Here is a 23,260-nt window from a genome sequence, read left to right as displayed (position 1 = left end):
GGGATAGCCCCAGTGACCATCGCGCCAGCCGACCCGGTTTCAGTCACGGAATCCGAAGGCCGCACGACCGACGCGCCCGGGACCGCACTGCTGCGGACCCTGACCGGCCTCACCGCCGATCTGCCCGACACCGACCCCGGACGGGTGGCCGCCGCCGCACTGCGCGGCCGCAACGCCCGGTCGGACGAGGCCGAGCTGCGCTCGCTGGCCACCGAGGCCGCCGCCGGCCTGATCTCCGAGGACCCCGCCTACTCCCGGCTCGCCGCCCGGCTCCTCACCCGGGCCATCGCGGACGAGGCCGCCGGCCAGGGCGCTGTCTCCTTCTCCGCGTCGGTCGCCGTCGGACATCGCGAGGGCCTGATCGCGGACCGTACGGCCGAGTTCGTCACGCTGCACGCCGCCGCCCTCGACGCGCTCGTCGACCAGGCGCTCGCCGACGGCGCCGACGACCGCTTCGGCTACTTCGGGCTGCGGACTCTGCACAGCCGGTACCTGCTGCGCCACCCGCTCACCCGCGACGTCGTCGAGACCCCGCAGCACTTCATGCTGCGCGTCGCCGCCGGGCTCGCCGAGGACACCTCCGAGCGGGCTCTGGAGGAAGTGGCCGCGCTGTACGGCCTGATGAACCGGCTCGACTACCTGCCCTCCTCCCCCACCCTCTTCAACTCGGGTACCCGCCACCCGCAGATGTCGTCCTGCTACCTGCTGGACTCGCCGCTGGACGAGCTGGACTCGATCTACGACCGCTACCACCAGGTGGCGCGCCTCTCCAAGCACGCGGGCGGCATCGGGCTCTCCTACTCCCGTATCCGCGCCCGGGGTTCGCTCATCCGCGGCACGAACGGGCACTCCAACGGCATCGTGCCGTTCCTGAAGACGCTCGACGCCTCGGTCGCCGCGGTGAACCAGGGCGGCCGCCGCAAGGGTGCCGCAGCCGTCTACCTGGAGACGTGGCACGCGGACATCGAGGAGTTCCTGGAGCTGCGCGACAACACCGGCGAGGACCAGCGGCGTACGCACAACCTCAACCTGGCGCACTGGATCCCGGACGAGTTCATGCGCCGCGTCGACGCGGACACGGAGTGGTCGCTGTTCTCCCCGGCCGACGCCCCCGAGCTCGTGGACCTGTGGGGCGACGAGTTCGACGCCGCCTACCGCGCCGCCGAGGCAAAGGGGCTGGCCCGCAAGACCCTGCCGGCCCGGGAGCTGTACGGCAGGATGATGCGGACCCTCGCCCAGACCGGGCAGGGCTGGATGACGTTCAAGGACGCCTCCAACCGCACGGCGAACCAGACCGCCGAGCCGGGCCGCGTCGTGCACTCCTCGAACCTGTGCACGGAGATCCTCGAAGTCACCGACGACGGCGAGACGGCCGTCTGCAATCTGGGTTCGGTCAACCTGGGCGCGTTCGTCGCCGACGGCACCATCGACTGGGAGCGGCTGGACGCCACCGTCCGCACGGCGGTGACCTTCCTCGACCGCGTGGTGGACATCAACTTCTACCCGACCGAGCAGGCCGGCCGCTCCAACGCCCGCTGGCGCCCGGTGGGCCTGGGCGCGATGGGCCTCCAGGACGTCTTCTTCCAGCTGCGCCTCCCGTTCGACTCCCCCGAGGCCCGCGCGCTGTCCACGAAGATCTCCGAGCGGATCATGCTCGCCGCGTACGAGTCCTCCTGCGACCTCGCCGAGCGGTCGGGCCCGCTGCCCGCTTGGTCCGAGACCCGCGCGGCGCGCGGCGTACTGCACCCGGACCACTACGACACCGAGCTGAACTGGCCTGAGCGCTGGGACGCACTGCGCGCCCGGGTCGCGAAGACCGGCATGCGCAACTCGCTGCTGCTCGCCATCGCGCCGACGGCGACGATCGCCTCGATCGCCGGGGTGTACGAGTGCATCGAGCCGCAGGTCTCCAACCTCTTCAAGCGCGAGACGCTCAGCGGAGAGTTCCTCCAGGTCAACGCCTACCTGGTGGACGAGCTGAAGAGGCTCGGCGTCTGGGACGCGCGGACCCGTGAGGCGCTGCGCGAGGCGAGCGGCTCCGTGCAGGGCTTCGCCTGGATCCCCGAGGACGTGCGGGCGCTGTACCGCACGGCGTGGGAGATCCCGCAGCGCGGCCTGATCGACATGGCGGCCGCCCGTACGCCGTTCCTCGACCAGAGCCAGTCGCTCAACCTCTTCCTGGAGACGCCGACGATCGGCAAGCTCTCCTCGATGTACGCGTACGCCTGGAAGCAGGGGCTGAAGACGACGTACTACCTGCGGTCGCGCCCGGCGACCCGGATCGCCCGCGCGGCGTCCGGCAAGGCCGCCACCGCCACCGTTCCCGTACAGCAGGCGACGGCTCCCGACGCGGACGCGATCGCCTGCTCCCTCGAAAACCCCGAGTCCTGCGAGGCCTGCCAGTAATGACCACGTCCGAGAACAAGAACCTGCTCGACCCGGGCTTCGAACTGACCCTGCGTCCCATGCGCTACCCGGACTTCTACGAGCGCTACCGGGACGCGATCAAGAACACCTGGACGGTGGAGGAGGTCGACCTGCACTCCGACATCGCCGACCTCGCCAAGCTCTCAGCCGGCGAGCAGCACATGATCGGCCGGCTGGTCGCGTTCTTCGCGACGGGTGACTCGATCGTCTCCAACAACCTGGTGCTGACGCTCTACAAGCACATCAACTCGCCCGAGGCGCGGCTCTACCTGTCGCGTCAGCTGTTCGAGGAGGCCGTGCACGTCCAGTTCTATCTGACGCTGCTCGACACCTATCTGCCCGACCCGGAGGACCGTGCGGCGGCCTTCGACGCGGTCGAGGAGATCCCCTCGATCCGCGAGAAGGCGCAGTTCTGCTTCCGGTGGATGGACTCGGTCGAGAAGATCGAGCGGCTGGAGACGAAGGCGGACCGCAGGCGCTTCCTGCTCAACCTGATCTGCTTCGCCGCGTGCATCGAGGGGCTGTTCTTCTACGGCGCGTTCGCGTACGTCTACTGGTTCCGTTCGCGCGGTCTGCTGCACGGTCTCGCCACGGGCACCAACTGGGTGTTCCGTGACGAGACGATGCACATGAACTTCGCCTTCGAGGTCGTCGACACCGTCCGCAAGGAGGAGCCGGACCTCTTCGACGACGAGCTCCGGCAGCAGGTCACCGACATGCTGCGGGAGGCCGTCGAGGCGGAGCTGCAGTTCGGCCGCGACCTGTGCGGCGAGGGCCTGCCGGGGATGAACACCGAGTCGATGCGCCAGTACCTGGAGTGCGTCGCCGACCAGCGGCTCACCCGGCTCGGCTTCCCCGCGCTCTACGGTTCCGAGAACCCGTTCTCGTTCATGGAGCTCCAGGGGGTGCAGGAGCTGACGAACTTCTTCGAGCGGCGCCCCTCCGCGTACCAGGTGGCGGTGGAGGGCTCGGTCGGCTTCGACGACGACTTCTAGATCCGCGCCCAGGACCTGATGTACGGGCGCCGCGTGGCCGTGAGCGGCTGCGCGGCGCCTGCCGTTTCCGGGGGTGTTTCCCCCCGGCCCCGTTGCGCGTCCCTCAGTTCGCGGTCGATCCTGCGCTCCCGTGCGAGGCCGAGGAGGGCGGGCAGCAGGACGAGGGCGAAAAGTGCGGCTATGGCCAGGTAGCTCAGGAATGTGTTCATGGCTCTACTGTCGTCCTCGCGCCCGGATTCCGGCAGTGGCAGGACTGTCACACACCATCGAAATGCTGCCACACTGTCGTCATGCTGAAGAATGTCGCCGCCCTGTTGCTCGACGAGGTCAACCCTTTCGAACTCGGCGTCCTGTGCGAGGTGTTCGGACTCGACCGCTCGGACGAGGGGCTGCCGGTCCATGACTTCGCGGTCGTGTCGGCCGAGGGTCCGGTGCTGCGGACGCACGCCGGGTTCACCATCAGCACCCCTTACGGCCTGGACCGCCTGGAGGAGGCCGACCTCATCGCCGTACCGGCGGGGACCCGCTTCGTGGAGCGGACCTACCCCGAGGAGGTCCTGGACGCCCTGCGCCGGGCCGTGGAGCGCGGTGCGCGGGTGCTGAGCGTCTGCTCCGGCGCCTACGTCCTCGGCGCGGCCGGGCTGCTGGACGGCCGCCGCTGCACCACCCACTGGCGGCACGCCGAGGAACTGGCCCGCCGCTTCCCGAAGGCCCGTGTGGAGCCGGACGTGCTCTACGTGGACGAGGGCCCGGTCATCACGTCGGCGGGTACGGCCGCGGGGATCGACGCCGCACTGCACCTGGTCCGCCAGGCACACGGGCCGGCCGTCGCGAACGCCGTCGCCCGCCGCATGGTGGTCCCCCCGCACCGGGACGGCGGCCAGGCGCAGTACATCAAGCGTCCGCTCCCCCGCACCCGGTGCGACACGGTCGGCGAGACGCTCGCCTGGATGGAGGGCCATCTCGACCAGGAGATGACCGTCGAACAGCTGGCCGCCCAGACCCACATGTCACCGCGGACCTTCGCCCGCCGCTTCCAGCAGGAGACAGGCACCACGCCGTACCGCTGGCTGCTCCGGCAGCGCGTGCTGCTGGCACAGCACCTGCTGGAGACCTCGGACGAGACCATGGACACGATCGCGGGACAGACCGGATTCGGGAACGCGGCGGCTCTGCGCCACCAGTTCGTGCGTTCGCTGGGCACCACCCCCAACGCCTACCGCCGCACCTTCCGCGGCCCGACCCTGATGCCGGAAGTCGCCTGATGCGTACGTGATCCGGCGTCCGGCCGATTGTCCAAGCACCGCCCTGGCCCGTCCATGGACTGCCGCCCGGCCGGCGGACGATGGTCTGGCGCATGGACATACACAAGGCAGGACGAAGGACCGCTGTGGCGGCGGTGGCCGCGCTCGCCGCCGCCCTGCTGCCCTGGCAGGACGCGGTGGCCGAGGAGGGCCCGGTCGCAGCTCCTCCGCCCCAGGTGCTGCCCACCCTGCGCGACTGGCAGGGCGGGGAGGGGGAGTTCACCCTCACGGACCGGGCCCGGGTCGTCACGCAGGGCAGAACCGACGCCCGCACGGCCGCCGACGCCCGCCGCTTCGCGGGTGAGCTGGCGGCCCGGCCACCGGTCGTCGCCGGTGCGGACCGTCGCGGCGACATCGTGCTCCGCCAGGACCCGTCCCTGAAGGACGAACTGGGCCCGGAGGGATACCGGCTGGTGGTGGGCGACCAGGTCACCGTCACGGGCGCGACCTCGACCGGTGTGTTCTACGGAACCCGGACCGTCCTCCAGCTGATCGACGACGACGGCCGCGCCACCCGGGGCTCGGCGACCGACGTGCCCGCCTACCGGGAGCGCGGGGTCGGTGTCTGCGCCTGCTACATCAACGTCTCCGTCCCGTGGTTCGAGCGGCTGATGAAGGACATGGCGTCCCAGAAGCTCAACCAGCTCTGGATCGAGGCCAAGGTGAGGAGCGACGTCGACCCGGAGTCGGCGTTCTGGGGCTACTACACCAAGGACCAGGTCCGCACCCTGGTCGCGATGGCGAAGAAGTACCACATCGAACTGATCCCGGAGATCAACTCCCCCGGCCACATGGACACCTACCTGGAGAACCACCCCGAGCTCCAGCTCAAGGACAGGTCCGGTGCCGCCTCCCCGCCCAGACTCGACATCTCCCGGCCCGAGGCCCTGGAGTACTACACCTCCCTGGTCGACGAGGCGCTCGACGTGTGGGGCGGCGACGTCTGGCACATGGGCGCGGACGAGTACATGCTCGGCTCCTCCTACCCCGACTATCCGCAGCTGGGGTCCGCGGCGGTCGCGAAGTTCGGTGAGGGCGCCACCCCCGACGACCTGTTCGTCGACTTCATCAACCAGGTCAACGCACATGTGAAGGCCGACGGCCGGTCGCTGCGCATCTGGAACGACGGGCTGCTGGGCGGGAACACCGTCGTCCCGCTGGACCGTGACATCACCGTCGAGCACTGGCTCGGCGGCGGCGCCATCCAGCAGCCGTCCGCCCTGCTCGCCGAGGGCCGCCCGGTCATGAACTCCGCCTATGCGCTCTACCTGGTGCGCGGCGGTTACACCATGCAGACCCGGAAGCTGTACGAGAGCGACTGGACGCCTCTGCGCTTCGAGGGGCAGACACTGCCCGCCGGCGCCGACAACCTCACCGGAGCCAAGATCAGCCTGTGGCCGGACACCGCGTCCGCCGAAACGGAGAACGAGGTCGAGGAGAAGGCCTTCATGCCGTTGCGCTTCATCGCCCAGGCCACCTGGGGCGGCCCGAAGCCCAGCGAGACGTACGCCGGTTTCGAAGCCCTGGCGCGGAAGGCGGGCCACGCCCCCGGCTGGTCGAACACCGACCGCACCCCGCTCCCCGACGGTACCTACCGGCTGACCGCGGGCGCCGAGTCGCTGGCCCCGGCGGCGGACGGCGGAGCCGGGCTGGCCAGGGGCAGCGACGCCGCCTGGACGCTGACGGCGACCGACGACGGCTACTACACGGTCCGCTCCACGGGGAACGGCCTGTGCCTGGACGCCACGCGCGGCAAGAAGTACCTGGGCGCACCGCTGGAGGTGGGGGCGGAGCTCTCGCTCGGGACCTGCTCGGCGACCGCACGCACCCAGCGCTGGCAGCTGGACTCCGCACCTGGGTCGCTGATCCTGCGTAACGCCGTCTCGCAGCTGAGGCTCGCGGAGCGGGCGTCCGACGGCGCCGCGGTCCAGACGCTGCGGGGGACGTCCTTGCGGGCTCGCAACGCCTGACGTCCCCGCTTTTCTGTCACGACGGAGCCCCGTCCGGACGCACATCCCGGACGGGGCTCGCCGCGCGAGGCGCGGTCACCGCGTACGTACGCTCAGATGCCGCACTGCGAGGCGGACCAGAAGTGGCTCGGCCCCTGGTTCACGTGGATGTGGTCGCTGTGCCCGGCGTAGCCCGGGCCGAGGATCCCGTTGAAGCCGTGGTTACGGGCCTGCTGGGCGATGGTGCACAGCGAGTGCGGCCCGGAACCGAGGTCGACGGCGTCACCGTACAGATGACGGCTGTTCGTTGCTCCGCCGACCGCCGAGTTGCAGGAGGTGGACCTGAAGCCGCTGGTGACCCGGAGGGGCTGGTCGCCCAGCGCGTGCCGAAGGGCCTGCAGCTTCCACATGCTGCTCAGGGCGTTGGCCTTGGCCGTTCCCGCGGCGACCGCACCGCCCGCCCAGGTGCTGTTGCACGTGTTGAGCTCGGGGTAGGTGAAGTTGACGGGGGTGCAGTCGTCGTCCTGGAGCGCGTAGAGCTTGTTCTGCGTGGCCGGCCCGGCGACCCCGTCCGCGGCGAGGCCGTACGCGGACTGGAAGCGCTTGACCGCGGCCGTGGTGGCGGGGCCGTAGGAGCCGTCGATGGCGAGCACGGAGTTGTATCCCGGATAACCGGCCACCCGGATCTGGAGCTGGGTGACGTCGTTGCCGGTGGCGCCGGACGACAGGGTGCGGGTCCAGGTGAAACAGCCGTCGGCCTGCGCGGTGCCCGCGGTGACGACGGCTCCGCCGATGGCGAAGGCCATGGTCATGACAAGGCCGAGCAGCAGATGTGCGGTACGTCTGAGCATGGGGGTCTCCCTGCACGGTGAGGCGTAGAGGCGTGGCGTGGGGACGAGCCTGGCGGACGGGTCGACGCGCGTCAACTACGCGACGGGGAACGCTGGTTGACGGATGCCCTTCGTCCGCCCGCACGAAGCCCCTTCGTCCGCCCGCACCTCCGGACACGGAGGAGGGCCCCACCTGCGGCGGGGCCCTCCTCCGTGCAGCGAGGGAAATCAGTCGTTCGGGACGACCTCGTAGCGCGGGGTGCCCTCGGCCATCTCCTTCAGCGCCGCCTTGCGGTCCCGCTTCGAGAGCCGGTCGATGTAGAGGTAGCCGTACAGGTGGTCCGTCTCGTGCTGGAGGCAGCGCGCGAAGTAGCCGCTCCCCCGGACCTTCACCGCGTTGCCCTGGGCGTCCTGACCGCGCACGACCGCGTAGTCGGGGCGCGCGAGCGCGGCGTACGCCGTGGGCACGGAGAGGCAGCCCTCGCTGGAGTCGTCGAGGTTGCGCTGCTCCGGGGCGAGATCCTCCAGCACCGGGTTGCAGATCGCGCCGACGTGGCGGACCCCGTCGTCGTCCGGGCAGTCGTAGACGAAGACCTTGCGGTCCACGCCGATCTGGTTCGCCGCGAGGCCCACGCCCTGCGCCGTCCGCTGGCTGGCGAACATGTCGTCGATCAGCCGCGCCAGCTCGTCGTCGAACTCCGTGACGTCGGCGCACTCCTTGTGCAGAACCGGGTTACCGACCACCGTGATGGGGCGGGACGTGCCGCGCTCTCGGTGCGCCGCCTCGCGCGCCTCGCAGTCCTCGGTGTCCACGAGGAATCCCTCGTCGTCCACACCGGTCTGCTCGTCCGTCTCCTGCTGCGACATGTCCGCCGTTCGCCTTCCTGCAACCCTGAACCCGTGAGTACCCGCACCTGAATCGGTGCCCGTACAGCCTACGGGCACGAATCAGCAGACTTCTTCCAGATCCCGCCACTCGCGGCTGTCCGGGCTGTCCGCCACCCAGCCGTCCAGCAGGCCGCGCACCAGCCCGGCCGGGGCCGCTATGCCGCACTCACGCTCCGGCACCCACAGGTCACCGGCGGTGCGGTGGCCCAAGGGCCCGGGGTGGCCCGGCTCACTGTGGTCGTGCGGATCCAGGTGTTCGCCGTCGCCCTCGTCGCTCTCCATCCGGCTCTCCGAACACGCGCGGCAGAGCAGCCGCACGGAGGACGACCAGTCCTCCGCGGCGAATCCGGCGTCCGAGGCGAGCTTCTCCAGCGCGTCCCGGTCGGCCTCGGTGGCGGCCTCCAGGAGGACCACCCAGGTGGGGACGGGTGAGGGAGCCCACAGCTCGATCTCGTCGAAGACCGGGTACGAGGGACCGGCCGCCGTGATCCGCTCACCGTTCGGCACACCGTCGTGCAGGACGACCTCGCCCCAGCGCCGTCCCGAGGACGGCAGCGGGATCGACAGCACCTCCAGCCGTGCCGGGTCCAGCCTGCGGCCCCAGACGACTTCGGCCTCACCCTCGGGCGAGAGCCGCACGGCGGCGCTGCCCAGCTCCATGCCCGTGGGCTCACTGTTGGCCGCCGCGTTGTGCTGACCGCTGCCCGGCACCCGCAGCCCGTAGGCCTGCCAGGCCCGGCGCGCCAGCGGCCAGTCCTGCAGCGCGGTGGCCGCGATCCCGACGTTCCACCAGTCCGGGGCCCCGGACTCCCGGTCGAGCAGGGCGACGGCGCGCAGGCCCGCGGCCCTCGCCTGTTCCCAGTCGTGCCGGAACTTGTGCAGCAGCGCCAGATTGAACCAGGACTCGGAGAGCCAGGGCTCCAGGTCCGCCGCGCGCGTCAGCAGCGCCCCCGCGTCCTCGTACCGGCCGTCGCCGATCAGCGTGAACGCGCGGTCCGTGGCCTGCCGCCAAGAGGCGGACGGCCGATGCCGTACCTTCCCGAAGATCCTCACGATTCCCGCCTGTCCCGACTGGACACCCTCGTTTTCCGCTCTCTTCGCATCCAACCATGCCCGGCCGGACGCTCGCTCATTACCCATGGGTTACCCGGCCCCGACCGGGGCCGGACCGCCCCGCGCCAGGACTCTGGCCAGTGCTTCCACCACCTGCGGCTGGTAGTCGCGGCCGGTGCCGAGCCTGAGCTGCTCCAGGGCCCGCAGGGACCCCTTGACGCCTTCCCCGCACAGGTCGTCGTACGCGTTGACCGCACGGACGATCCGCGCGGAGGTCTGCTGTTCCCGGTAAGGATCCGCCTGCTGTTCCACCACCACGGCGACCGCGGGGTCCACACCGGTCTGACGGACCACCGCCCCGCCGAGCAGTGCGATCCTGCGCTGCTCGGCGGCCGGGAGAACGGCCGTGGCCCCGTCCGCCACCGGGTCGACCAGCGAGAGCTGCCCGATGTCGTGCATCAGCGCCGCGTACTCCAGCACGGTCAGCTCGGGGCCGGTGAGCCCGAGCTCACGCCCGACGGCCGTCGAGAGCCCGGCCACCCTGCGGGCGTGGCCGTGCGGGGTGTAGCCCGCGATCTCCGTGGACCGGGCCAGCGACGCGATGGTCTGCCGGTACGTCGTACGGACCGCGGCGTACCTGCGGAAGGAGACCTGGGTGAGCAGCAGCGGTACGCACAGGACGGGCAGGGCCCACAGCCCCGCGACGGCGACCCCGAGCGCCATCACGGCACCGGTCGCGCAGACCGCGGAACCGATACCGCTGAGCGCGCGGAGTTCGTCGCGGAGCTGCGGCCCGTACGGACGGGAGGTCCCGGCCGTGAGAGCCGCGAGGACGGCGTCGCAGAGGGCGGTGAGCACCAGCAGCACGAGCAGGAAGAGGGCGAAGTACGGCCCCTCGCCGAACCAGCGTTCCGACAGGCCCGCGTGGTGGAGCGGCTGGAAGCACACGGCGGCGAAGGCCGCGGCCAGCACACGGCGGGCCGCCTGGTCGGGCCCCGGGCCGCTGCCCCGCGCCATGTGGGGCACGGAGGCGAGCAGCTGCGCCGCCACCACGACGGTGACCACCTGGAGCACGCCGTGCGCCGTCTCCTGTCCCGCGCTGCGCCCGAGCAGCGCGTACGCCAGTGCCCCGGCCGCCCCTAGCGGCGCGGGCTCCCGCTCACCGGGCAGGGCGCCCCAGCGGGCCAGCTCACCCACGGTGACCAGGACTCCGAAGGCGAGGGCGTGGCCGGGCTCGACGACGCCGTTCCACAGGGTGTGCCCGAGCGCGAAGGCCGCGAGGACCAGTGCGGCGCCACGGACCGTGAGTACGGCCGGCGACGGGTGGAGCGGGGTCACCGGGTCTGCCCGGGCAGGTCCGGCGATCCCGTGGCGGGCGGCCGGGCCCCCGCCCGCTGCCGCGGCAGCCCGGCCGGCTCCTCCTCCGAGGTGACCGTGTTGGCCGCCGCGGACCAGCCGTGGCGCTCCAGGGCGCGCGCCAGCGCACGGACCATGCGCGGGTCGAACTGGCTCCCCGCGCAGCGCCGCAGCTCCTCCACGGCCGCGGGGACGGGACGCCCGCGCCGGTAGGAGCGCGTCGAGGTCATCGCGTCGAAGGCGTCCGCGACGGCGACGACCCGGGCGAACTCGGGAATCCTGTCCCCGGCGAGGCCGTACGGATAGCCGCTGCCGTCGAGCCGCTCGTGGTGGTGCAGGATCGCGGCGCGCGCCTCGTCCAGGAAGCCGATGCCCCGGACGATCTCGTGGCCGTACTCCGGGTGCAGCTCGATGACACGGCGCTCCTCCGGGGTGAGCGGCCCGTCCTTGCGCAGGACCCGGGTGGGGACGCCGAGCTTGCCGACGTCGTGCAGGATGCCGGCGAAGCGGAGCGCTTCCATCCGGTCCTCCTCCATGCCCAGTTCGCGGGCGATCAGCTCGGAGGCGCGGCCGACCCGCTCGCTGTGTCCTCGGGTGTAGCCGTCCTTGATGTCGACGGCCTGGACGAGCGCCCTGATGGTGGCGCGGTGAGCGGCGTGCTGGCGGTGGTACTGCGCGAAGACCCAGCAGGAGATGTACATCGGCAGCAGGACGACCAGCGCGGACAGCGGACCGTAGGAGCTGTGCCACAGGACGGCCATCATCAGCCCCGCGAGCGCGTGCACCAGATGCGGCCCCACGGAGCGGGCCGGCAGTCCGCGCCAGGCGTGCCTGACGGCCACGCGCTCGGCCGTGACGAGGATCGAGCCGTCCAGCGCGGCCAGCACCAGACTGAAGACGAGAGCCGCCGCACAGGCCGGGAGGAGGGCGTACGGAAGATCGGGCGCGGCACCTCCCGAGGCCCCGCCGAGCGTGGCGGGGCCGCCCAGACGCGCGTACGCCCATGAAGCGGCCCCCACGGTCAGCACGAGTTGGGCGGCCCGCCAGACACGGCGGGCCGTGGCGGGCGGTCGCTCCACCCGGCCCGCGAGCGCGCCGGGTACGGCGACGAGCGCGGCGGCGGACGGAGGCAGCAGAAACGCCGCGGCGAGCAGCAGGGGAAAGAACGATCCGGCACCGATCGGCACGGAGCTGCCGAAAAAGGGGCAGCGGCCCGGAAGTTCACAGGCCAGGTAGAGCGCGGCGAGGAGCGCGAGGGTCCCCCAGGGCGTGGCGGCCCCCGGGGACAGCGCGGGAAGGGCGCAGATCACTGCGCCGACCGCCGCGCACAGGATGTGGACGCGTGCCGCCCCCGGTGTGCCCCTCACCCGAACCGCCCGCCCCCCAGCCTGCTCAATGGAGGCGCCAGGCTAGCGAGTTGGGGTTCGGGCGGGGCCCGAACGGGCCGGATTAGCACATTCGGGTGACACGACCGGGGTTCAGCGCGCGGCGCGCCTGCGGAGAGCCGTCACTCGGCGGTGGCCGGACGGTCGGCGCCCACGGACACGTCCTGCTCGGGCACGGCGTGCCCGGAACGGATCAGGTCGATCCGTCCCATCACCTTCGAGCGCAGGTCGGCCGGGACGTCGTCCTGTCCGCAGCAGCGCTTGACCAGCTTCTTCACGGCCTGCTCCAGGCCGTACTTCTCCAGGCACGGGGAGCACTCCTCGAAGTGCACCTCGAACTTGGTGCAGTCGCCCTCGGGCATCTCATGGTCGAGAAACTCGTAGAGATGATCGAGAACCTCTGAGCAGTCCGTCTCGTGCGGCTCTCCGCAGCTCATGAGGCCGAGCCTTTCGTGTCGTCCGACTCACCGGCTCCGGCCGGGACGAGCCCGCGCTCACGCGCGTAGTCCTCCAGCATGCCGCGCAGCTGACGGCGTCCCCGGTGCAGCCGGGACATGACCGTACCGATGGGTGTCCCCATGATGTCCGCGATCTCCTTGTAGGCAAAGCCCTCTACATCGGCGAGATACACGGCGATGCGGAACTCTTCGGGGATCGACTGCAGCGCGGACTTCACGTCGGAGTCCGGCAGGTGGTCGAGCGCCTGGGACTCCGCCGAACGCAGACCTGTGGACATGTGCGACTCCGCACGCGCCAGCTGCCAGTCCTCGATCTCCTCGGCGGCGCTCCGCTGGGGTTCGCGCTGCTTCTTGCGGTACGAGTTGATGAAGGTGTTGGTGAGAATGCGGTACATCCACGCCTTGAGGTTCGTGCCCTCACGGAACTGATGGAAGGAGCCGTACGCCTTCGCGTACGTCTCCTGCACCAGATCCTCGGCATCCGCAGGGTTGCGCGTCATGCGCAGGGCGGCCGAGTACATCTGGTCCAGATATCCGAGGGCGTCCCGCTCGAAGCGCGCGTTGCGCTCGGCAGTCGTCTCCTGCGCACGGCCGTCGTCGGTCCCTGTGTCGGTCCCAGTGACCGGACCCACCTCCTCCAACGATGTGGCGGAGCCGAAACCGGACCCGCTCGCATCGGAGAATAGTCGACCTTGCTTCTGCGCGGGCTGTCGATCGGCTCCGCCCGGGGCGCGCGCCGGAGTGCTCTTGGCCGCGTGAAGCACCGTCCACTCCAGTTCTGCGGCGTTCGAGCGGCTCGGGCAGATGGTCGAACCCATGCGACGGACTCCCTCTCCACGTACGACGTTGCTGTACCGACACCAGCCACAACAGCCGCCCCTCACGGCGCATTCCCAGGGGGAGGGCGCGCGCCGGGAGTGTGAGGGGAACGACGTCGTCAGGAGAGCCCGTCGAGCCACTCGGCAACCGCGCCGGCGAGGTCGTCCATCGCCTGATCCTGGGTCAGCGGGGCCTTCTTCGGCACGGCGAAGCCATGATCCGCGTACGGCACCTCGACGAGACCGTGCTCCCCGGGAGGAAACTCCTCCGGCCGTCCGAAGGGGTCACGGCCGCCCTGCACCACGAGGGTGGGGACGCCCGCGCCGAGCAGCTCGTCCGCGCGGGACCTCTCCGGCTTGCCCGGCGGGTGCAGCGGGAAGCTCAGGGCGAGGACCGCGCGGGCGCCGAGCTCCGCCGCCGTACGGCAGGCGACCCGGGCCCCCGCGCTGCGTCCCCCGGAGACGACGGGCAGCCCCGGGGCCTTCAGAGCCGGCCACAGGCCCCGCCAGCCGGTGTCCAGGGTCCGGGGGGCGGGCGCCAGCTTCTTCCCGGCCACCCGCCAGGGCTGCTCCACCAGGGCCACGGTCACCCGGCGGCCCGGCAGCACGGCGGCCAGTGTCTGGAGGTCGCGGGCCTCGATGCCGCCTCCGGCACCATGGCTGACGGCGAGCACCAGGCGGGCCCTCTTGGCGGGGAGCCATGTGATCCTAGCCTCACCGGCGTCCGTGGTGACGCTCTCGGTCTTCCGCTCTGTCGCTGTAGTACGGCTCACAGCCCCCATCCTGCCGGGTCAGAAGAGCGTGCTCTCCTCCGGCGCGGCCAGCTCCTCCAGGAGTTCCGGGCCGTTGTTGCGGACGTTGCTGACTGCGGTGGCCACCGGGTAGGCCCGCATCAGCCCGCCGGGCGGCGGCTCCAGCAGCGCCTTCAGCTCCTCGATGCCGGTGTGCGAGGGGTCGAGCCAGTCGTCCCAGCGGTCAGGGGTCAGCATCAGCGGCATCCGGGGGTGGATGTCGGAGAGCGACGAGGGTCCCTCGGCGGGGGCGACGGCGAGCGGGGCCGTCTCGGCCTCGGTGGTGATCACCGAGCAGGTCACCCACCAGGCCCCCGGGTGGTCGTCGGGGAGTGTCCGGTCGCGCCAGAACTCGTACAGGCCCGCCATGGCGAAGACGGAGCCGTCGGCGGGCGTCACGAAGTACGGCTGCTTGCGGGGCCGCTTCTTCGTGCCCTTCTCCTCCAGCCGGCGCTCGTCCGCACCCGTGACCCACTCGTAGTAGCCGTCGGCGGGCAGGATGCAGCGCCTCGACACGAAGGGGCGGCGGAAGGACGGCTTCTCGTGGACGGTCTCCGCGCGGGCGTTGATCATGCGGGCGCCGCCTTCCGGCGACTTCGACCAGGACGGCACGAGTCCCCATTTCAGGGTGCGCAGCTGGCGAACCGGCCGCTGATCGTCCGCGTCCTTAACAGGACGGTCCAGAACCGCGTAGACCTCCTTGGTCGGCGCGACGTTCCAGTCGGGCTCCAAGGTCTCCGTGGGTTCCCACTTCTCCACGCCGAAGAGCCCGGCCAGATCTTCCGGCCGCCGGCTCGCTGCATACCGTCCGCACATAAGTGCCAGACTGCCACGACCCGCCAGTCGAGTGGATGCCGATTCCCTCGAGCACCTCAAGGAGCCGCCCTCACCATGGACAGCACCGACCTCGGCGATCTGTGGGATCGCGTCTTCGGAACCCAGCCCGCGCCCGAGCAGTGGCTGGTGATCGTCACGGCCACGGCGGCGCTCGTCGCGGTGGTTCCGAACCTCATATGGCGGCTCTCACGCAACGCGATCACCATCGCGCACGAGGGAGGGCACGGCCTGGTCGCCCTGCTCACCGGGCGCCAGCTGTCCGGCATCCGGCTGCACTCGGACACCAGCGGCCTCACCGTCAGCCGCGGCAAGCCCACCGGCATCGGCATGATCCTCACCGCGGCGGCCGGCTACACGGCGCCACCGCTCCTCGGCCTCGGCGGCGCCTGGCTGCTGACCAACGGCCGGATCACCCTGCTCCTGTGGCTGGCGACGGCGCTGCTGGCGGTGATGCTGGTGATGATCCGCAATCTGTACGGGGCGCTGACGGTCATCCTCACGGGTACGACCTTCCTGCTGGTGTCCTGGCTGACCTCGGCCGACGTCCAGTCGGCCTTCGCGTACACCGTGGTCTGGTTCCTGCTGCTCGGCGGCGTGCGCCCGGCGTTCGAGCTGCAGTCCAAGCGCAGGTACGGCGGCGCCCCCGACTCCGATGCCGACCAGCTCGCCCGGCTCACGCACGCGCCGGCCGCGATCTGGCTCTTCCTCTTCCACGCCGTGTCGCTCTGCTCGCTGATCGGCGGCGGACGCTGGCTCCTCGGGCTGTGAGGACGCCTGACCGGGTGTCGCGGTCGGGAACCCGCCTGTACCACCCTTGTATTACGCCCCGGTTTCTTCCCTTTTGTTCAGGATCTGGGATTGCGCTGAGCCACTAAAGTGAGGGGCATGACCGAAAGTTCCGTGCACCCTGCCCTCTGGCCCGCCCCTCGAGCGACCGGGGCTGTCGACGCGACCGTCACCGTGCCCGGATCGAAGTCGGTCACCAATCGCGCCCTCGTCCTCGCCTCCCTCTCCTCCGAGCCGGGCTGGCTGCGGCGCCCGCTGCGCTCCCGTGACACCCTCCTGATGGCGCAGGCTCTCCGCGCGATGGGTGTCGGCATCGAGGAGGGCGTGGGCCCGGACGGCTCGGGCGAGGCCTGGCGGGTCATCCCCGCCGGTCTGCACGGCCCGGCGCGGGTGGACGTCGGCAACGCGGGAACGGTGATGCGTTTCCTGCCGCCCGTGGCCTGCCTCGCGGACGGCCCGGTCCACTTCGACGGGGACCCTCGGTCGTACGAGCGCCCGCTGCACGGCGTGATCGGCGCGCTGAAGTCCCTGGGAGCCCGGATCGACGACGACGGCCGGGGGACGCTGCCGCTGACCGTGCACGGGGCGGGCGCGCTGGACGGCGGACCGGTGTCCATCGACGCCTCCTCCTCCTCCCAGTTCGTCTCCGCGCTACTGCTGTCCGCACCCCGGTTCAACCAGGGCGTGGAAGTGCGGCACACGGGCTCGGCGCTGCCCTCGATGCCCCACATCCGGATGACCGTCGACATGCTGCGCTCGGTCGGCGCCCAGGTCGACGAGCCGGAGTCGGGCGGCGAGCCGAATGTCTGGCGGGTCTCTCCCTCCGCGCTGCTGGGCCGCGACCTGACCGTCGAGCCCGACCTCTCCAACGCCCAGCCCTTCCTGGCCGCCGCACTGGTGACCGGAGGCCGGGTCACCATCCCCGACTGGCCGCTGCGGACCACCCAGCCGGGTGACGCGCTGCGCGAGATCTTCACCGCAATGGGTGGCGCATGCGAGCTGACCGAGCGTGGCCTGACCTTCACGGGCTCGGGCTCGGTCCACGGCATCGACGTCGACCTGGGTGAGGTCGGCGAACTGACCCCGGGCATCGCGGCCCTCGCCGCCCTCGCGGACTCCCCGTCCACCCTGAGCGGCGTGGCCCACCTGCGGCTGCACGAGACGGACCGGCTGGCGGCGCTCACCAAGGAGATCAACGCACTCGGCGGCGACGTCACGGAGACGGCCGACGGCCTGCGGATCGAACCCCGCCCGCTGCACGGCGGCACCTTCCACACGTACGACGACCACCGCATGGCGACCGCCGGCGCGATCATCGGCCTCGCCGTCGCCGGGGTGGAGATCGAGAACGTCGCCACGACGGCCAAGACGCTGCCGGACTTCCCGGACATGTGGACCGGCATGCTCGGGGAACCCTCCGGCGCCGTCGGCGTCTCGTCCGGGGCGCTCGGCGCCCCGGCCGGCGGGCGCGGGGTCTGAGGACATGCGCCGCTACGGGAAGAACCCCGACGAGGACGACATCCGCGTCCGCCCCAACCCCAAGGGCAACCGGCCCCGTACACACACACGCCCCAAGCACGAGGACGCCCAGGACGGCATGGTCCTCACCGTGGACCGGGGCAGGCTCACCTGTCTGGTCGAGGACCGTACGGTGACGGCCATGAAGGCCCGCGAACTGGGCCGCAAGGCCGCCGTGGTGGGCGACCGGGTCTCCCTGGTGGGTGACCTCTCCGGGGCCAAGGACACCCTGGCGCGCATCGTGCGGATCGGTGCGCGCACGTCGGTGCTCCGCCGCACGGCGGACGACGACGACCCGTTCGAGAGAGTGGTCGTCGCCAACGCCGACCAGCTGGCGATCGTCACCGCGCTCGCCGACCCGGAGCCCCGCCCGCGCATGATCGACCGCTGCCTGGTGGCGGCCTACGACGGCGGGCTCACTCCGCTCCTGGTGCTGACCAAGTCCGACCTCGCCTCGGCTGACAAGCTCCTGGAGGCGTACACCCCGCTGGGTGTCCCGTACGTCGTGACCAGCCGCGAGGAGCTGGAGAACGGGGACGCCGCCGAGCACGTGCGGGAGCTGCTGAACGACCGGGTGACCGCCTTCGTCGGTCACTCCGGGGTCGGCAAGACCACGCTCGTCAACGCACTGGTGCCGAAGGACCGGCGGCGGACCACCGGAGTGGTCAACGCCGTCACGGGGCGCGGCAGGCACACCACCACGTCGGCGCTCGCCCTGCCGCTGCCGGACGGCCGCGGCTGGGTGGTCGACACCCCGGGCGTACGGTCTTTCGGGTTGCACCACGTCGACCCCTCCCGGGTGATCAACGCCTTCCCCGATCTTCAGCCGGGCACGGAGAACTGCCCGCGCGGCTGCACCCACGACAGCCACGAGCCGGAGTGCGCCCTGGACGCGTGGGTCGCCGAGGGGCACGCCGACCCGGCACGGCTCGACTCGCTGCGAAGGCTGCTGGCGACCCGCGAGCGGCGCGAGGGCGACTGAGCCGCGGCGCCGCCCGACTCGCGCACGTTTGCGGCCTCACACGGTTGGTAAGGGCATAATCGCGCAAGCGAGACGAAGCATCACCTACGTGGGAGGCACCTGACGATGGCGTGGTTGCTGGTCGTGGTCGCTGGACTGCTCGAGACCGGCTTCGCCGTGTGCCTGAAGCTTTCGCACGGATTCACCCGGCTCTGGCCGACGATCGCGTTCTGCGCGTTCGCCCTCGGCAGCTTCGGCCTGCTGACGCTGGCCCTCAAGAAGCTCGACGTCGGCCCGGCGTACGCGGTGTGGACGGGTATCGGAGCGGCGGGGACCGCGATCTACGGGATGGTCTTCCTCGACGACGTGGTCTCGGCCCTCAAGCTGGTGTCGATCTCGCTGGTGATCATCGGTGTGATCGGTCTGCAGCTGTCCGGTTCCGCGCACTGAGCGCCGGCGCCGGCACCAGCGCGTAGGAGACGGCGAGCCGCAGCGCGATCTCGCAGCTCAGCTCCAGCTCCGCCGGGTCGCGCGGCGAAGGACCTCCCTCCAGCGCGGCCACGGCCCGGTCCCGGACGAGCGTGAGCAGCTCGGTGGCCGTGGGCGGTACCGCGTCGGTGCCCCTGCCGACAGGCGGGTCCCCCGGTCCGGGTAAGTGCTCCCCCCAGACGCCCGTGAGGAGAGCCTTGACCAGGACGTTCGCGCGAGCCGCCCGGACCGTCCAGCGAGCGAGTTCCGCGGGCCCCTCCCCGCGGGCGCGGGCGGAGCCGAGCGCCTGCTCCACGCCGGCCAGATAGCCGTCGGCCGCCCGCCGGACCAGCGCGCGGGCCAGGCCGCCCTTGCTGCCGAACTCGTTGTAGAGGGTCTGCCGGGAGACCCCTGCCCGGGCCGCCACGTCGACCATGCGCACGGCCGTCCAGGGAAGGGTGGAGAGCGCCGAGTGTGCGGAGTCCAGCAGTGCTTCTCGCGCCGATGGCATCGTCGCCTCCCACGCCGGGGACCTGCGCATCAGAGTCGAGGCGCCCGGTGGCACTGTCAAGGGCCCGCGCACGGCGGGCACGGCCCCGTGCGGGGCGGCCGTCCCGCACGGGGCCGTGTAGCCCGGGTGGGTGGCTGTGGATACTGTGACGGCATGCCCGACTACCACGATGATCTGCGCCTGGCCCACGTACTGGCGGACGCCGCCGACGCGGCGACGATGGACCGGTTCAAGGCTCTGGACCTCAAGGTCGAGACGAAGCCGGACATGACCCCGGTGAGTGAGGCCGACAAACACGCGGAGGAGCTGATCCGCGGGCACCTGCACCGGGCGCGCCCGCGTGACGCGATCCTCGGCGAGGAGTACGGGATCGAGGGCACCGGTCCGCGGCGCTGGGTCGTCGACCCGATCGACGGCACGAAGAACTACGTACGGGGTGTCCCCGTCTGGGCGACGCTGATCTCCTTGATGGAGGCGGGCGAGGACGGCTTCCAGCCCGTGGTCGGTGTGGTGTCGGCTCCCGCGCTGAACCGCCGCTGGTGGGCGGCGAAGGGCGCCGGCGCGTTCTCCGGCCGGAGCCTGACGTCCGCGACCCGGCTGCACGTGTCGAAGGTCGAGCGGATCGCGGACTCCTCGTTCGCCTACGCCTCGATGACCGGCTGGGAGGAGCAGGGCCGCCTGGACGGCTTCATGGATCTGACGCGGGCCGTCTGGCGCACGCGCGGGTACGGGGACTTCTGGCCGTACATGATGGTCGCCGAGGGTTCGGTGGACATCTGCGCGGAGCCGGAGCTCTCGCTGTGGGACATGGCGGCGAACGCGATCATCGTCCAGGAGGCGGGCGGACAGTTCACCAGCCTGGACGGGGTCTCCGGCCCGGGCGGCGGCAACGCCGCGGCGTCCAACGGCCTGCTCCACCACGAGCTGCTGGGCTATCTCAACCAGCGCTACTGAACGCCGCCGAGGGCTGCTGAGGCACGTCCCGCAATCCCCGGCGGGCGCCCCCCTTGTTGAGTCTCCTCCTGGGTGCGACTCTGAGAGTCCCCCCACTTGTGAACTTGTGAATCGGCTCACGAAGACCGCTTCGCAGGATCGCTCACTCAAGGAGGTGGCTCCCCGCATGCTTGTCCGCGACGCCATGACCACCCTGGTCCTCACCATCGGCCCGGCCCACACGCTCCGGCAGGCGGCCCGGCTGATGTCGGCCCGCCGTATCGGAGCGGCTGTCGTCCACGACCCCGACACCTGCGGTCTCGGCATCATCACCGAGCGCGACATCCTCGACGCCGTCGGCGCCGGACTGGATCCCGATGTCGAGACCGCGTCCACCCACACCACCACCGACGTGGTCTTCGCCTCTCCCGCCTGGACCCTCGAGGAGGCCGCCGAGGCCATGACGCACGGCGGCTTCCGGCATCTGATCGTGCTGGACGGCGACGGCCCCGTCGGCATCGTCTCGGTGCGCGACATCATCAGGTGCTGGGCGCCGGCCCGGCGACCCCGGGCCGAAATGGCCCTCTGACCGGCACCCCCGGCCCGCGGACGACAGTGGGCCGGACCCCCGGGAGCACCTCCCGGGAATCCGGCCCACCACCTACGGCAAGCGCCCCGTGTCAGCCGCGCAGGGCCTGGACCGCGGCCTCGAGCCGCTTGCCGAAGTCTCCGTCGGCCTGACGGAAGTTGCCGATCGCGCGCTCGGCGATGTCGTCGCGCGAGACCTTGGATATGAAGCCGGCGAGGTTGTCGATCAGCCGGACCTTCTCGTCCTCGGACAGCAGCCGGTAGAGGTTGCCGGCCTGTACGAAGTCGTCGTCCTCCGCGTGGAGCGGCGTCTCGTGGTTGCCCGTGCCGCCGGTGACGGGGACGGGCTGCCAGAGCGGTCGGTCCGTCTGGGCGGGGCCGCCGAAGCTGTTGGGCTCGTAGTTCTTCGCGCCCTTGTGCCGGCCGTCGTACAGGTAGCCGTCACGGCTGTTGGTGCGCGCCTCGGTGGCGTGCGGGCGGTTCACCGGCAGGTGGTCGGCGTTGATGCCGACGCGGTAGCGGTGCGCGTCGCCGTATGCGAAGAGACGGCCCTGGAGCATCTTGTCGGGGGACGGACCGATGCCGGGCACGAAGTGCGCCGGGCTGAAGATCGACTGCTCGACCTCGGCGAAGACGTTCTCCGGGTTGCGGTTGAGCTCCAGCTTGCCGATCTCGATCGGCGGATAGTCGGCGTGCGGCCAGACCTTGGTCAGGTCGAACGGGTTGAAGCGGTACGTGGCCGCCTCCGCCGCCGGCATGATCTGGACCTGCACCGTCCAGGACGGGAAGTCACCGCGCTCGATGGACTCGCGCAGGTCGCGCTGGTGGCTGTCCGGGTCCACGCCGGAGAGGCGGACGGCCTCCTCGGTGGTGAGGTTCTTGATCCCCTGGTCGGTCTTGAAGTGGTACTTGACCCAGAAGACCTCGCCGGCCTCGTTGTTCCACTGGAACGTGTGCGAGCCGAAGCCGTCCATGTGACGGTACGAGGCGGGGATGCCGCGGTCACCGAAGAGCCAGGTCACCTGGTGCGTGGACTCGGGCGACAGACCCCAGAAGTCCCAGACGTTGTCCGCCTCCTGCGAGCCGGTGTAGGGGTCGCGCTTCTGGGTGTGGATGAAGTCGGGGAACTTGATGGCGTCCCTGATGAAGAACACCGGGGTGTTGTTGCCGACGAGGTCGTAGTTGCCCTCTTCGGTGTAGAACTTCAGCGCCCAGCCGCGGGGGTCGCGTGCCGCGTCGGCGGAGCCGAGGTTGCCCGCCACGGTGGAGAAGCGCAGGAAGGTCTCGGTCTGCTTGCCGACCTCCGAGAGGAACTTCGCCCGGGTCCACTGCGAGACGTCCCGGGTCAGCGTGAACGTGCCGTACGCGCCGGCCCCGCGGGCGTGCACCACGCGCTCCGGGATGCGCTCGCGGTTGAAGTGGGCGAGCTTCTCGAGAAGCGCCTGGTCCTGGACGAGAACCGGTCCGCCCGGGCCGGCGGTCTCACTGTTCTGGTTGTCGGCCACCGGAGCGCCGGCCTCCGTGGTGAGCGGTCCCTGAGTCACGCGCGCCTCCTGCGTCATGTCCTGCACAGCGTCGTTCCCTGCACAGCGTGTTTCTCGGCCGCAGCCTGTCCTTGGCCAGTACGTAAATGATCCTACAATGGACTTAGTCCAAGTTAAGCAAGGATCTAAAGTCACACCTACTCGGGACTCGGGCCCTTCCACTGTTACGCTGGGCTCCATGAGTGACCTCCTGGAACGACTTCGTGGACGCGGCTGGCGCATGACGGCACAGCGGCGCGTGGTGGCCGAGGTTCTCGAGGGGGACCATGTACATCTGACGGCGGACGAGGTCCACGCGAAGGCCGTCGACCGGCTCCCCGAGATCTCCCGTGCCACCGTGTACAACACGCTGGGCGAGATGGTGTCCCTCGGAGAGGTCATCGAGGTCACCACCGACCGCCGGGCGAAGCGGTACGACCCCAACGCCCACCGCCCCCACCACCACCTGGTGTGCGGGCGCTGCGGCGCGATCCGGGACGTACACCCGTCCGGCAACCCGCTGGCCGACCTGCCTGACGACGAGCGCTTCGGCTTCACCGTCTCGGACGTCGAGGTGACCTACCGCGGCATCTGTCCGAACTGCTCCGCCACGGCCTGAGCCCCCGGCGCCCGGCGGAGCTTCGCCGCGGCGGCCTTTGCACAGGCATACGAACGAGGCCCGGATCCTTGGAAGGATCCGGGCCTCGTTCTTCAGTAGCGGGGACAGGATTTGAACCTGCGACCTCTGGGTTATGAGCCCAGCGAGCTACCGAGCTGCTCCACCCCGCGCCGTTGTGAGTGCAACACTACGGCACCCACACCGGCCGGAGCAAATTCATTCGCCGGACACCCGTGCGCCCCACGAGCCGGCCGGCCCCGGC

At 71.0% G+C, this 23,260-nt stretch carries 23 protein-coding genes and 1 tRNA gene; 11 read left to right on the top strand and 13 right to left on the bottom strand.

Features of this window, described 5'->3' with window-relative positions; translation table 11 throughout:
- Positions 1-12 precede the first annotated feature (12 nt).
- The gene (locus OG379_RS25840; RefSeq protein ID WP_405665391.1) at positions 13-2,406 is read left to right on the top strand and encodes a ribonucleoside-diphosphate reductase subunit alpha; all 2,394 of its coding nucleotides are present in this window, start codon (positions 13-15) and stop codon (positions 2,404-2,406) included.
- Complete coding sequence (locus OG379_RS25835; protein ID WP_405665389.1) at positions 2,406-3,422, top strand: ribonucleotide-diphosphate reductase subunit beta; 1,017 nt, start codon at positions 2,406-2,408, stop codon at positions 3,420-3,422. The genes OG379_RS25840 and OG379_RS25835 overlap by 1 nt, the downstream gene beginning before the upstream one ends.
- On the opposite strand, the gene OG379_RS25830 is transcribed toward OG379_RS25835, so the two are convergent.
- On the bottom strand, positions 3,419-3,631 hold the full coding sequence (locus tag OG379_RS25830; RefSeq protein WP_405665387.1) for a hypothetical protein: 213 nt from the start codon (positions 3,629-3,631) through the stop codon (positions 3,419-3,421). The genes OG379_RS25835 and OG379_RS25830 overlap by 4 nt on opposite strands.
- A gap of 81 nt (positions 3,632-3,712) precedes the next feature.
- On the opposite strand from OG379_RS25830, the gene OG379_RS25825 reads away from it, so the two are divergent.
- Both OG379_RS25825 and OG379_RS25820 read left to right on the top strand, forming a co-directional pair.
- Complete coding sequence (locus OG379_RS25825; RefSeq protein WP_405665385.1) at positions 3,713-4,687, top strand: GlxA family transcriptional regulator; 975 nt, start codon at positions 3,713-3,715, stop codon at positions 4,685-4,687.
- 92 nt (positions 4,688-4,779) lie between these two features.
- Positions 4,780-6,696 (top strand): family 20 glycosylhydrolase, encoded by a 1,917-nt coding sequence (locus tag OG379_RS25820; protein ID WP_405665383.1) that lies wholly within the window; start codon positions 4,780-4,782, stop codon positions 6,694-6,696.
- Positions 6,697-6,788: 92 nt separating this feature from the next.
- Here the strand turns inward: OG379_RS25820 and OG379_RS25815 are convergent, their stop codons facing one another.
- From OG379_RS25815 to OG379_RS25775, 9 genes are all read right to left on the bottom strand, one after another.
- Entirely contained in the window at positions 6,789-7,526 is a 738-nt protein-coding gene (locus tag OG379_RS25815; RefSeq protein WP_401618782.1) for a D-Ala-D-Ala carboxypeptidase family metallohydrolase, read from the bottom strand.
- Positions 7,527-7,733: 207 nt separating this feature from the next.
- Positions 7,734-8,372 (bottom strand): peptide deformylase, encoded by a 639-nt coding sequence (gene def, locus OG379_RS25810; RefSeq protein ID WP_356716796.1) that lies wholly within the window; start codon positions 8,370-8,372, stop codon positions 7,734-7,736.
- 81 nt (positions 8,373-8,453) lie between these two features.
- Positions 8,454-9,446, bottom strand: a complete 993-nt coding sequence (locus tag OG379_RS25805) for a tetratricopeptide repeat protein (protein ID WP_393763428.1) — start codon at positions 9,444-9,446, stop codon at positions 8,454-8,456.
- Between the two features lie 90 nt (positions 9,447-9,536).
- Positions 9,537-10,784, bottom strand: coding sequence for an HD-GYP domain-containing protein (locus OG379_RS25800; protein ID WP_405665381.1), 1,248 nt, complete (start codon positions 10,782-10,784; stop codon positions 9,537-9,539).
- Positions 10,781-12,169, bottom strand: a complete 1,389-nt coding sequence (locus OG379_RS25795; RefSeq protein ID WP_405665379.1) for an HD-GYP domain-containing protein — start codon at positions 12,167-12,169, stop codon at positions 10,781-10,783. The genes OG379_RS25800 and OG379_RS25795 overlap by 4 nt, the downstream gene beginning before the upstream one ends.
- Before the next feature lie 140 nt (positions 12,170-12,309).
- Complete coding sequence (gene rsrA / locus OG379_RS25790) at positions 12,310-12,624, bottom strand: mycothiol system anti-sigma-R factor (RefSeq protein ID WP_393763422.1); 315 nt, start codon at positions 12,622-12,624, stop codon at positions 12,310-12,312.
- Entirely contained in the window at positions 12,621-13,277 is a 657-nt protein-coding gene (locus tag OG379_RS25785) for a sigma-70 family RNA polymerase sigma factor (RefSeq protein WP_187281824.1), read from the bottom strand. The genes rsrA and OG379_RS25785 overlap by 4 nt, the downstream gene beginning before the upstream one ends.
- Before the next feature lie 305 nt (positions 13,278-13,582).
- Positions 13,583-14,245 carry an alpha/beta family hydrolase gene (locus OG379_RS25780; protein ID WP_405665377.1) on the bottom strand — a complete coding sequence of 221 codons (663 nt, stop codon included), beginning with the start codon at positions 14,243-14,245 and terminating at the stop codon, positions 13,583-13,585.
- A gap of 9 nt (positions 14,246-14,254) precedes the next feature.
- Entirely contained in the window at positions 14,255-15,070 is an 816-nt protein-coding gene (locus tag OG379_RS25775; RefSeq protein ID WP_405665376.1) for an SOS response-associated peptidase, read from the bottom strand.
- 75 nt (positions 15,071-15,145) lie between these two features.
- Between OG379_RS25775 and OG379_RS25770 the strand changes: the two genes are divergently transcribed.
- The 4 genes from OG379_RS25770 (at position 15,146) to OG379_RS25755 (ending at position 18,806) form a co-directional block, all read left to right on the top strand.
- Entirely contained in the window at positions 15,146-15,859 is a 714-nt protein-coding gene (locus tag OG379_RS25770) for a M50 family metallopeptidase (RefSeq protein ID WP_405665375.1), read from the top strand.
- A gap of 117 nt (positions 15,860-15,976) precedes the next feature.
- Complete coding sequence (gene aroA / locus OG379_RS25765) at positions 15,977-17,356, top strand: 3-phosphoshikimate 1-carboxyvinyltransferase (RefSeq protein WP_393763414.1); 1,380 nt, start codon at positions 15,977-15,979, stop codon at positions 17,354-17,356.
- A 4-nt stretch (positions 17,357-17,360) separates the two neighbouring features.
- A complete protein-coding gene (gene rsgA, locus OG379_RS25760; protein WP_393763412.1) occupies positions 17,361-18,377 on the top strand; it encodes a ribosome small subunit-dependent GTPase A in 1,017 nt (338 codons plus the stop codon).
- Between the two features lie 105 nt (positions 18,378-18,482).
- Positions 18,483-18,806 carry a multidrug efflux SMR transporter gene (locus OG379_RS25755; protein ID WP_104788939.1) on the top strand — a complete coding sequence of 108 codons (324 nt, stop codon included), beginning with the start codon at positions 18,483-18,485 and terminating at the stop codon, positions 18,804-18,806.
- Here OG379_RS25755 and OG379_RS25750 read toward each other — a convergent pair.
- Positions 18,763-19,335, bottom strand: coding sequence for a TetR/AcrR family transcriptional regulator (locus OG379_RS25750; protein ID WP_405665374.1), 573 nt, complete (start codon positions 19,333-19,335; stop codon positions 18,763-18,765). The two genes, OG379_RS25755 and OG379_RS25750, sit on opposite strands and share 44 nt — an antisense overlap.
- A 153-nt stretch (positions 19,336-19,488) precedes the next feature.
- Between OG379_RS25750 and hisN the strand changes: the two genes are divergently transcribed.
- Complete coding sequence (gene hisN / locus OG379_RS25745; protein ID WP_393763406.1) at positions 19,489-20,289, top strand: histidinol-phosphatase; 801 nt, start codon at positions 19,489-19,491, stop codon at positions 20,287-20,289.
- 166 nt (positions 20,290-20,455) lie between these two features.
- The gene (locus OG379_RS25740) at positions 20,456-20,857 is read left to right on the top strand and encodes a cyclic nucleotide-binding/CBS domain-containing protein (protein WP_393763404.1); all 402 of its coding nucleotides are present in this window, start codon (positions 20,456-20,458) and stop codon (positions 20,855-20,857) included.
- Positions 20,858-20,948: 91 nt separating this feature from the next.
- Here the strand turns inward: OG379_RS25740 and OG379_RS25735 are convergent, their stop codons facing one another.
- Complete coding sequence (locus tag OG379_RS25735; protein ID WP_405665373.1) at positions 20,949-22,400, bottom strand: catalase; 1,452 nt, start codon at positions 22,398-22,400, stop codon at positions 20,949-20,951.
- A 178-nt stretch (positions 22,401-22,578) separates the two neighbouring features.
- Here OG379_RS25735 and OG379_RS25730 point away from each other — a divergent pair, with 178 nt between their 5' ends.
- Positions 22,579-22,998 carry a Fur family transcriptional regulator gene (locus OG379_RS25730; protein ID WP_362933548.1) on the top strand — a complete coding sequence of 140 codons (420 nt, stop codon included), beginning with the start codon at positions 22,579-22,581 and terminating at the stop codon, positions 22,996-22,998.
- 96 nt (positions 22,999-23,094) lie between these two features.
- Here the strand turns inward: OG379_RS25730 and OG379_RS25725 are convergent.
- Positions 23,095-23,168: transfer RNA gene (locus tag OG379_RS25725), tRNA-Met, on the bottom strand.
- Positions 23,169-23,260 lie beyond the last annotated feature (92 nt).

The sequence above is a fragment of the Streptomyces sp. NBC_01166 genome (genome assembly GCF_045039765.1).
Taxonomy (GTDB): domain Bacteria; phylum Actinomycetota; class Actinomycetes; order Streptomycetales; family Streptomycetaceae; genus Streptomyces.
This window is presented reverse-complemented; position numbering and strand designations above follow the sequence as displayed.